The 10,230-nt window shown below is 65.5% G+C and carries 7 protein-coding genes; all 7 read right to left on the reverse strand.

The window, feature by feature from the left end:
- Window positions 1-159 precede the first annotated feature (159 nt).
- Window positions 160-1,491 carry a cytochrome c gene (locus B348_RS0115045; RefSeq protein WP_017736904.1) on the reverse strand — a complete coding sequence of 444 codons (1,332 nt, stop codon included), beginning with the start codon at window positions 1,489-1,491 and terminating at the stop codon, window positions 160-162.
- A 16-nt stretch (window positions 1,492-1,507) separates the two neighbouring features.
- Window positions 1,508-3,724 (reverse strand): xanthine dehydrogenase family protein molybdopterin-binding subunit, encoded by a 2,217-nt coding sequence (locus tag B348_RS0115050; protein ID WP_017736905.1) that lies wholly within the window; start codon window positions 3,722-3,724, stop codon window positions 1,508-1,510.
- A complete protein-coding gene (locus tag B348_RS0115055) occupies window positions 3,724-4,179 on the reverse strand; it encodes a (2Fe-2S)-binding protein (protein WP_017736906.1) in 456 nt (151 codons plus the stop codon). The genes B348_RS0115050 and B348_RS0115055 overlap by 1 nt, the downstream gene beginning before the upstream one ends.
- A 154-nt stretch (window positions 4,180-4,333) precedes the next feature.
- Window positions 4,334-5,089 carry an ABC transporter ATP-binding protein gene (locus B348_RS0115060; protein ID WP_017736907.1) on the reverse strand — a complete coding sequence of 252 codons (756 nt, stop codon included), beginning with the start codon at window positions 5,087-5,089 and terminating at the stop codon, window positions 4,334-4,336.
- Window positions 5,083-6,114: an iron ABC transporter permease gene (locus B348_RS0115065; protein ID WP_017736908.1), complete on the reverse strand. Its 1,032-nt coding sequence runs from the start codon at window positions 6,112-6,114 to the stop codon at window positions 5,083-5,085. The genes B348_RS0115060 and B348_RS0115065 overlap by 7 nt, the downstream gene beginning before the upstream one ends.
- Window positions 6,111-7,247 (reverse strand): ABC transporter substrate-binding protein, encoded by a 1,137-nt coding sequence (locus tag B348_RS0115070; protein WP_026136802.1) that lies wholly within the window; start codon window positions 7,245-7,247, stop codon window positions 6,111-6,113. The genes B348_RS0115065 and B348_RS0115070 overlap by 4 nt, the downstream gene beginning before the upstream one ends.
- A gap of 20 nt (window positions 7,248-7,267) precedes the next feature.
- Window positions 7,268-9,622, reverse strand: coding sequence for a TonB-dependent receptor (locus B348_RS0115075; protein ID WP_017736910.1), 2,355 nt, complete (start codon window positions 9,620-9,622; stop codon window positions 7,268-7,270).
- Between the last annotated feature and the right edge of the window lie 608 nt (window positions 9,623-10,230).

The following is a 10,230-nucleotide window of genomic DNA, read 5'->3' on the forward strand; positions in this document are numbered from 1 at the left end:
GTGGGAGCTGTCGAGCTTTAGCGAGGCTGCGATGGCGGCGGCATTGCTGGCGGAGATGTTGCCTGGTCCACCGCTATCGCAGGCAAGCCAGCTCCCACATTTGAGCGGTGTTCGTCGATCGTTCCCACGCAGAGCGTGGGAACGATCGACTGGCTGGTGTCAGCGCATATGCAAAATGATCGGGCTGCTACTCGCCGGATCGGTATGCCCGCGCAACTTGCCCACCGCCTTCGCATCCACCGCGCCGCCGTGGTTGCCCCAGGTGATGCGCATATAGCTGAGGACTTCAGCAATTTCCTGGTCCGACAGCTGCTCACGAAACGCCGGCATGCGATAGGCGTCCGGCACACCCGCCGCCACCACCCGTTGCGAGCCGTTGAGGGTGATGTTGATCGCCGAGGCGCTTTCCTTGGCGAGGGCCGAGGTGGCGCCGGCCAGCGGTGGCATCCACTCGGGTTGGCCCTTGCCGTCCAGGCCATGGCAGGACGCGCAACGGGTCGCATAGGTGTGGGCGCCCGGGCCGGTGCTGGCGGTGGCTGGCTGGTATTGCCACGGCGTGCCGTCACGCTGTGGGTCGCAGGGCAGGGACTTGAGGTAGCGGGCGATGGCGCCGAGGTCGTCGTCCTGCATGAACTGGGTGGAGTTGTTGAACGCTTCGGTCATCGAGCCGTAGACCACCGCATGGGCGTTGCGTCCGGTCTTGAGGAACTGCACGATCTGCGGCTCGCTCCAGCGCCCCAACCCGGTGTTGGGGTCCTGGCGCAGGCTCGGTGCGTACCAGCCGTCGAGCAGGGCGCCGGCGAGGAACGGCGCGCCGGATTCGTCCAGCGCCTTCTCGTTGAACGCCAACCCGCGCGGCGTGTGGCAACTGCCGCAGTGGCCGGGGCCTTGCACGATATACGCGCCACGGTTCCACAGGGCGTCCTGTTCGGGTTTGGCCGCGTAGGGTTTGCTCGGCGCGAAAACACCGTTCCACAGCGCGATGGGCCAGCGCAGGTTGAGCGGCCAGGGGATGTCGCTGGGGATGTTCGGCTCGCTGGCCGGTTGCACGCCTTTCATGAAGAACGCGTACAGCGCACGAATGTCGTCGTCGCTGAGCTTCACATAAGACGGGTAGGGCATCGCCGGATACAGCCGTCTTCCATCCGGCGTCACGCCATGGCGCACCGCACGGTCGAAATCGGCCAGGGTGTAGTCACCGATACCGTGCTCCCGGTCCGGGGTGATATTGGTGGCGTGAATCGCCCCCAACGGCGTGGCCATCTCCAGGCCGCCAGCGAACGGCGTCTTGCCCGGCAGGCTGTGGCAGGCCACGCAGTCACTGAGCCGGGCGACGTACTCGCCGCGGCTGACCAATGCGGCGTCAGCACTTTGTGTTTGTTCAAAGGGTGATGCGGGCTGGCGGGTGACATACCAGGCCAGCACGCCTGCAGCGACCAGGCAGGGCAGCACCAGCCAGCCTGCGGTTCTTGCGAATCGACGGTTGTTCATGGGCAATTCCTGGCGGTTAGCTGAAGGTGTGACGGCTCATGGGCAGGCTGCGGATGCGCTGGCCGGTCAACTGCGCCACCGCATTGGCCACGGCCGGTGCGACGGCCGGCAACGGCGGTTCGCCAATGCCGCCCATCTTTTCGCCACTCTCGACAATCCGCACATGCACCCGCGCCATCCGCGACGGCGGCAGAATCGGGTACAGGTCGTAGTTGCGCGCCCGTGGCTTGCCGTCGATAAACACCGCTTCCTCCAGTAGCGTCTGGGACAAGCCCAGCGCCACCGCGCCATTCACCTGAGCTTCGACAATCGCCGGGTTGACGATGCTGCCCGGATCAATCGCTTCCCAGATGTCATGCACCTTGACCTGGCCCTGCTCAATCGACACCTCGGCGATCACCGCCGCGTGGGAACCAAACGGCGACGCCATGGCCACGCCGCGCGCCCGGCGGCTGCCGTCTGCGGCGGTGAACGGCCCACGTTTCCAACCGCCGGACAACTCACCCACCGCTTGCAGCAGGGTGGTCAGCCGTGGGTTGTCGCGCAGCAGGTGCAGGCGCAACTCATAGGGATCGTGGCCGCCTTTGTCGGCCAGCTCATCGAGAAACGCTTCATAGAAAAAGTCATTCAGCGAATTGCCCACCGAACGCCAGTAGCCCAGCATCGCCGGGCCCTTGACGTAGATCTGCGCAATGCGTTTGTTGGGGATGGCATACGACTTGCCCGACAACCCTTCCAACGCCGTGGGGTCGAGTTTGTCGCCCTGTTTGCCGGCAATCGCTTCGGTGGGGCCTTCGGTGGCGCTCACCGCCTCGATGGCCACGGGAAAGCCTTTTTCATCCAGCGCGGCGCGGAATTTGACCACCGCCACCGGGCGCAGCACATCGCGCAGGAATTCTTCTTCGCGGCTCCAGATCAGCTTGATTGGCCGGCCGACCGCCTTGGCCAGCGCGATGGCCTGGGGATACGGACTGGCGGAGTCATACAGGAAGTGCCGGCCAAAAAAGCCGCCGAGCAACGGCGAGTGCAGATTGACCTGCGCCGGGTCGAGACCGGCGCGCTTGGCGATGTCGGCGCGGAACATGTCCGGCGCCTGGTTGGGCAGCCAGATGTCCAGCGTGCCGTCGGCGTTGAAGCGGGCGAGGGCGGACGGCGGTTCCAGCTGGGCGTGGTTGACGTATTGGTTGTGGTAGGTGGCCTCGACGCGGGTCTTGGCGCCTTTCAGCGCGGCGGCGACATCGCCTTCGTTTTCATCGTCACGGGCCGGGCCTTGCTGGGCCGCGAGCACGTCGCGCCAGCCATCGCTGGAAAAGTCGGCGGGCATCACCCGCACGTTGGCGTCGGCACCGGCTTCCTGCCAATCGACCTGGATCGCCTCCACCGCACGCTTGGCGTGCCACCAACGTTCGGCCACCACCGCCACGGCGCCAGGCAACTGGTGCACCGAATGCACGCCTTTCATGCCTTCGACCTGCGCCTGGTTGCGCAGGCTGCCTACGGTCATGCCCAGGCGCGGCGCGTGTTGCACGGCGGCGTGGAGCATGCCGTCGACCTTCAAGTCGATGCTGTATTGCGCCTTGCCGGTGGATTTGTCGTAGGCATCGACGCGGCGCACCGGTTTGCCGATCCAGCGGAACTGGCTCGGATCACGCAGGGTGATGGTGGCCGGGTCCGGCACCGGCATGTCCAGGGCGCGCCCGGCCAACTCGCCGTAGCCCAGGGAGCGCCCGGACGCGGCGTGTACCACGCGGCCGGGTTGGGTGCTCAGTTCGGCCAGCGGCACGTTCAATTGCTCGGCGCCGGCCTGCAACAACATGGCCCGCGCCAATGCACCGAGGCGGCGCATGGTCGGGTAGCTCATGCGCACCGACATGCTGCCGCCGGTGATGCGCATGCCGTTTTCCATCACCACATAGGCTTCGCCAGGCGGCGCGGCTTCGACAGTGAATGTGGCGGGGTCGGCGTCCAGTTCTTCGCCGACAATCTGCGCCATCGCCGTGTGCGTGCCTTGCCCACCTTCCATAAACGGGCTGAGCAAGCGCACGCTGCCGTCCGGGCGAATCTCCAGGAACGCCGGCACCTGGGTGCCACGTTCGGCGGTGGCGGCCTGCACCCTGGGCGAACCCAGCGGCAAACCGAAGCCGATCACCAGCGCACCCACCGCCGTACTCGCGAGGAAATGCCGGCGCGACAGGTTCACCGGGCCATCGAAAAAGTCATCGCGCGTCTTCATCAGGCGTTCTCCTGCTGGGCCAGGTCGTTGACCGCCGTATGAATCGCGTTGTACGTGCCGCAACGGCACAGGTTGACCATCGCCGCGTCGATCTGCTCAGCGCTGGGCTTGGGGGTGTGCTTGAGCAGCGCCGTGGCCGCCATCACTTGCCCGGACTGGCAATACCCGCATTGCGCCACCTGATGCTCGACCCAGGCCGCGACCACATGCTTGCCCACCGCATCGGCTTCGATCGCCTCGATGGTGGTGATTTCACGCCCGACCACGCCGGCCACCGGGGTTACGCAACTGCGCACCACATTGCCGTCCACCAGCACCGAGCAGGCGCCGCACTGGGCCAGGCCGCAGCCGTACTTGGTGCCGGTCAGGCCGAGGTCATCGCGGATGACCCACAGCAACGGGGTATCGGCATCAGCATCGACCTGGTAGGTCGTCTGGTTGATTCGTAATTCCATGGCTCACCTGCTGATCGACGGTAGGTGCGGCCTTTATTTGATAGGAAATGCGTTGGCCGCTTAGTGTCGAACTTTAGACCACCGCGCAAGGGCCATGTGGCCGGCTGTCGTCAAGTCCGCAGGATCAGGCAAGGATTCGCGAGGAATGGGTCAGTCAGACAATGTCGTCGATGAGGATATGGTGCTGCCCCCGGCTACACCGCTCGATACGTGCCTCGACCTTGTACACCGCGCGCAACATCGCCTCGTTGATCACCTCATGGCTCGGCCCGCTGCCCTGGGCCGTGCCGTCGGCAATCACCAGCACCTGGTCGGCGAAGCGCAGGGCCTGGTTGAGGTCGTGCAGGGCGATAAACACGATGACCTGGCGCTGGCGGGCGAGGGCGCGCATAAAGTTCAGCACCTGGACCTGGCGGTGCATGTCGAGGGCGCTGGTGGGTTCGTCCATCAGCAGCACTTCGGGCTCGCGCACCAGGGTTTGGGCGATGGACACCAACTGTTGCTGGCCGCCGCTGAGTTCGCCGAGGTTGCGAAACGACAGGTCGCGGATGCCGAGGGCGTCGAGCATTTCATCCACCAACCGCAGTTCGTTATCGTGCACCGTCCAACCCGGTGCGAGTTGCTTGCGCGCGAGCAGCACCGATTCGTACACCGTCAGCCGGGCGCTGGCGTTGAGGCCCTGGGGCATGTAGCTGATGCCTTGCAAGCCCTTTGCCGAGCCTTGCAGGCTCACCTCACCCGGCCCGTCGATCAGCCCGGCGATGCGCTTGAACAGGGTGGATTTGCCCGCGGCATTGGGGCCGACCACGGCGACCACCTGGCCGCCGACAAACCGCGCGGTGCTGACGCCGCGGATGATGGTGCGCGGCCCGTAGCAGGCGCCCACGTCGTCCAGCTGGATACTTACCATGAGTTTTTTTTCCCGCTGAGGATCAGGGAGATAAAGAACGGCACGCCGATCAGCGAGGTGACCACGCCAATCGGGAAGATCGCGCCGGGGATCAGGGTTTTGCTCACCACCGAACTGGCCGACAGGATCAGCGCGCCGGTCAGCAGCGAGGCGGGCAGGAAGAAGCGCTGGTCTTCGCCGATCAGCATCCGTGCGATGTGCGGCCCCACCAACCCGATAAAGCCGATGGTGCCGACAAACGCCACCGGGAACGAGGCGAGCAGGCTGACCATGATCAGCGTCTGGAAGCGCAGGCTGCGCACATTGATGCCGAAGCTGGCGGCCTTGTCATCGCCCAGGCGCAGGGCGGTGAGGGCCCAGGCGCGCTTGGCGAAGATCGGCAGGGTGATCAGGATCACCAGGCAGATCACCCCGAGCTTGGGCCAGGTGGCCTTGGTCAGGCTGCCCATGGTCCAGAACACCACGGCGGCGACGGCTTGCTCGGTGGCAAAGAACTGCACCAGCGCCAGCAGCGCATTAAAGGTGAACACCAGGGCGATGCCCAGCAGCACGATGGTTTCGGCGGTGACGCCACGGCGCAGGCTGAGGAAGTGGATCAGCAACGCACAGAGCATGGCCATGATGAACGCGTTGAGCGGCACCATGTACTGCGCCGCCAGCGGAAACAACGCCACGCCAAACGCCAGGCCCATGGCCGCGCCGAAGCTGGCGGCGGCGGACAGGCCGAGGGTAAAGGGGCTGGCCAGCGGGTTGTTGAGGATGGTCTGCATCTGCGCCCCGGCCAGGGACAGCGCGGCGCCCACCGCCACGGCCATCAGGGCCACGGGCAGGCGGATGTCCCACATCACCACGCGCACTTGCGGGGCCGCGCTGTCTGGCGAGAGCAGGGCGCCGAGCACTTCGCTGAGGCTGTAGCGCGCCGGGCCCAGGGCGAGGTCGAGCAGCACGCTGCCCAGCAACAGCACGGCCAGGGCGCAGAGGATCAGGCGTTTGCGCAGCACCAGGCGGCGGTAGGTGACGGTCATGGCTTGAGGCTCACAAAGTAGCCCGGCTCATACGGCACCGGCAGGAAGCGCTCGTGCAGTTCGCGAAAGGACGCTTCGGGGTCGAGGTCGGCAAACAGCGTCGGGTGAAACCACTTGGCCAATTGCTGGATCGCCACGAACTGGTACGGGCTGTTGTAGAACTGGTGCCAGATGGCGTGGAAGGCCTGGCTTTCCTGGGCCTTGATCCCGGCATAGGCCGGGCGCGCGGTGTACCACGCCAGCTTGCGCCGGGCCTCGGCCATGTCGGCGCCGGGGCCGACACCCACCCAATGCCCACCCGGCGCGAACGCCTCCCAGTTGGCGCTGGTCACCACCACCTGCGCCGGGTTGGCGACGATCACCTGCTCGGGGTTCAACTGGCCGAACGTCGTGGGGATGATGCCCTTGGCGATGTTATTGCCGCCGGCCATCTCGACGAACAGGCCGAAGTTCTCATTGCCGAAACTCAGGCAGCAATCGTCGGTATAGCCGCCGATGCGCTCGATAAACACCGCCGGGCGCGCGGGTTGCTGCGCCGCGATCACGTCCGTAACGCGGCGGATCTGTCTGTTGCGAAACGCGATAAACGCCTCGGCCTGCTGCTCCCTGCCGAACAGCTGGCCGAACAGGCGCATGGTCGGCTCGGTGTTGGTCATCGGCTGGTTGCGAAAGTCCACGTACACCACCGGGATGCCCAGGGCGTCGAGCTTCTCGATATAGCGCGCATCCTCGGTGGCGTGTTGCGCCTCGATATTCAGGATGATCACGTCGGGGCGCTGGGAGATGGCTTGTTCGATGTCGAAGGTGCCGTCCTCAAAGCCGCCAAAGGTGGGGATCCTGGCAATGGCGGGAAATTTGCGCAGGTAGGCGTTGTAGGTGTCGGGGTCGGACTGGATCAGGTCCTTGCGCCAGCCGACGATGCGTTCGATGGGGTTGTGCGTGTCCAGCGCGGCCACCAGGTACAGCTGGCGGCCCTCGCCGAGAATCACCCGTTGCACCGGCAGGTTGACCTTGACCTGGCGCCCGAGCAGGTCGGTGACCGTAGTGGGTGCCGCCAACGCCGGCAGGTTTGCCAACAACCCGGTGAACAACAGCGCCGCCAGGACGTGGCCGCGTCGAACAATCGAAAGCATCATGGGAGCCCTTGCAGGTATCAGAAATCGACCGTGGCCGAGAGGAGGAGGGTGCGTGGCGACGCCTGGGAGAACGCACCGTAGGAGGCCACGCCGGACCAGTATTCGCGGTCGAACAGGTTCTGCACCGTGGCGCGGAACGTGGTCGGCCGCTCGGCGATGCGCGTGCTGTAGCGCGCGCCGACATCGATGCGCGTCCAGGGATCGAGGCGTTGGGTGTTGGCCTGGTCGACGTATTGGCTGCTGGTGTAGATCGCGCCACTGGTCAACGTCAGCCCGTCGACCCACGGCGTGTCCCATTCGCCCCACAGGTTGGCTTGCACCTCGGGTACGCCCACCGGTCTATTACCGCGATTGGCGGCAATGCCGGTCTGGGTCAGCTGCGCATCCAGCAGGGTCACGCCCGCGAGCAGGCGGGTGCCTGGGGCGACTTCGCCAAACAGGTTCAATTCCAGGCCACGGTTGCGCTGTTCGCCCTGCACCGAGAAGCGTCCGGCGGCCAGTTCACCGCTGGGCTTTTCGATCTGGAACAGGGCCAGGGTGGACATGAAGGTGCCGTAGTCGAGCTTGACCCCCACTTCATGCTGCCTGGACACATACGGCGCAAAGATCTCCCCGGCATTTGCCGCGTTGGACGGCGCCACGTCGCCCTTGCTCAGGCCTTCGAGGTAGTTGTAGTAGAACGCCACGTGCTGCCACGGCTTGAGTACCACGCCGAACAGCGGCGTGGTCTTGCCGTCGTCGTAGGCCGTGGTCACCGCGCCGGCGCTGTTGTAGTTGTTGGACTGGATGCGCTGTTGGCGCAGGCCCACGGTGACCTGCACGCGCTGGTCGAGCACGGACAGGGTGTCGGCGATGGCCACGCCGGACAGCTCGGTGGCGGAGACTTTCGGCGCATCCGGCTTGGCAATCGACGGCTTGGGGCGGTCGATGGGGTGGTAGATATTCGACAGCACCGAGGCGCCGGAAATAATCCCCCGCGACAGCTCATCGCGATAGCGGCTGGCTTGCACCACCGTGCTGTGGCTGACCGGCCCGGTGTCGAAACGCACGCGGGCGCCGGCGTCCACCGTGTAGCGTTGCACTTCGAAGCGGTAATAGCCCGGCGTCGAATCGGTGTCGCCGGCGGCGTTGATGATTTTCGGGGTCTGGTCGGACATGCGCGCCACCGCCGATTTGCCGCCGCCGGCGTGGGCGAACAGGGTCAGGCTGTCGCTGAGGTCATATTCGCCGCTGAGCAACGCGGATTTGTCGCGGGTGCGCGACCAGCCCCAATCCTGGCTGACGTTGGTGCGGCCGTTGGCGGCGGCGGGAATGGCCACGCCGGGGGCGATCAGGAACGGGCGTGATGCGGCGTCGAACTCTTCTTCCTGGGAGATCAGGTCCAGGCTGGTGCGCAGGCGCTCGCCCTGATAATCCAGGGACAGCGCGCCAATCCCGACTTCACGGGATTGGTCATCGATCACCGTGTTGCCTTGCTGCACGCCGCCATTGAGGCGCAGGCCGAAACGGCGCTCGTCGCCAAAGCGGCGGCTGATGTCGATGCGGTTGCCGATGTGCGAATCCTGGGCATAACTGGCGGTGTAGCGGGTGAGGTCTTCGTCGAGGGAACGCTTGGGCACCACGTTGATCACCCCGCCCACCGCGCTGTTGGGCGACATGCCGTAGAGCAAGGCGCCGGGGCCCTTGACCACTTCGATGCGCTCGGCGTATTCGGTGAATACGCGGTAGTTGGACGCTACGCCGTACACGCCGTCGAAGGCCAACTCGCCGAGATTGCCTTCGCCGACGGGGAAACCACGGATGAAAAACGAATCGACAATGCCGCCGGTCTGCCCGGTGGAGCGCACCGAGGAATCACGCTCCAGCAAGTCGCCGACGGTGGTGGCCTGTTGGTCCTTGATCAACGCGGCGGTGTAGGTGCTGACGCTGAACGGGGCGTCCATCACGTCGCTGTTGCCGAGCATGCCCAGGCGCCCGCCGACGGCGACCTGGCCGCCGGAGTACGCCGGTGGCAGGCTGTCGGCGCGCTGCTCGGTGGCGCTGACGGTGGTTTGTGACAGGGTGACGCGGCGTTGTACCAGGGTGTAGCTGCCGTCTTCGCGCAAGACCATTTCCAGGCCGCTGCCGGCGAGCAGGCGGGTGACGGCTTCTTCGGTCGAGTAGGTGCCGGACAGGCCGGGGCTGGTGAGGCCTTCGGTGAGGGCGGGGAGGAACGACAGGGCGATGCCGGCGTCCACGGCGAAGCTCGACAGCGTGGCGCCTAGGGGGCCGGGGGTGATGTGGTAGGCGTGCAGGGTGACAGCGTCCAACTGCGCGGCCATGGCGGCGCTGGTGAGGGCCAGGCTGAGCAGTGCGCTGCGGATCACGAGCATGGGTGGGGGGCCTGTGGGGTGGGGTTGATGTGTTTGCCAGTTGAGATTGGGAAAAGTATCAGCGTGTTTTGGGTTTATTTTTGGTGTACATATCCGTTGCTGCGGTAACGGCGGCTTAGGGTTCCGCTCTTACAGCGGGTCACTTTTGGAGGGACCCGAAAGTAACCAAAAGGTCCTCGCCCCAACACTCGGCACCTCGCCTAGGCTCGGTGTGCCCGAAGCAGGCTTGAATCCGTGGGCCGCCGCCACGCGCCATCCATGGCGCGGGGCGGCTAACCCGGCGTCCTGCCGGGTTACCCACGGATTCAAGCCTGCGTTCGGCCAGCGTGTTTGACCGGGCGACCCCAGATCAAAAGCCAGAGCGCGGCGGCCTGAAAGCCGACCGATTTTTTGTGTCGATCTCAGTTCAAAGTGTGGGAGCTGGCTTGCCTGCGATGCTGACACCTCGGTACATCAGGCACACCCAGTTGATGCCATCGCAGGCAAGCCAGCTCCCACAGGGGACCGCGCACGCTTCATCGATCAGGTCGGCTACTAGGCCGCCTCGCTGTGTTTTTGATCTTAGGCGGCCCCCCAAATCCATGGCGGATTACGGGCATGCCGAGCCT

It is taken from the genome of Pseudomonas sp. CBZ-4, from assembly GCF_000346755.1.
Taxonomy (GTDB): domain Bacteria; phylum Pseudomonadota; class Gammaproteobacteria; order Pseudomonadales; family Pseudomonadaceae; genus Aquipseudomonas.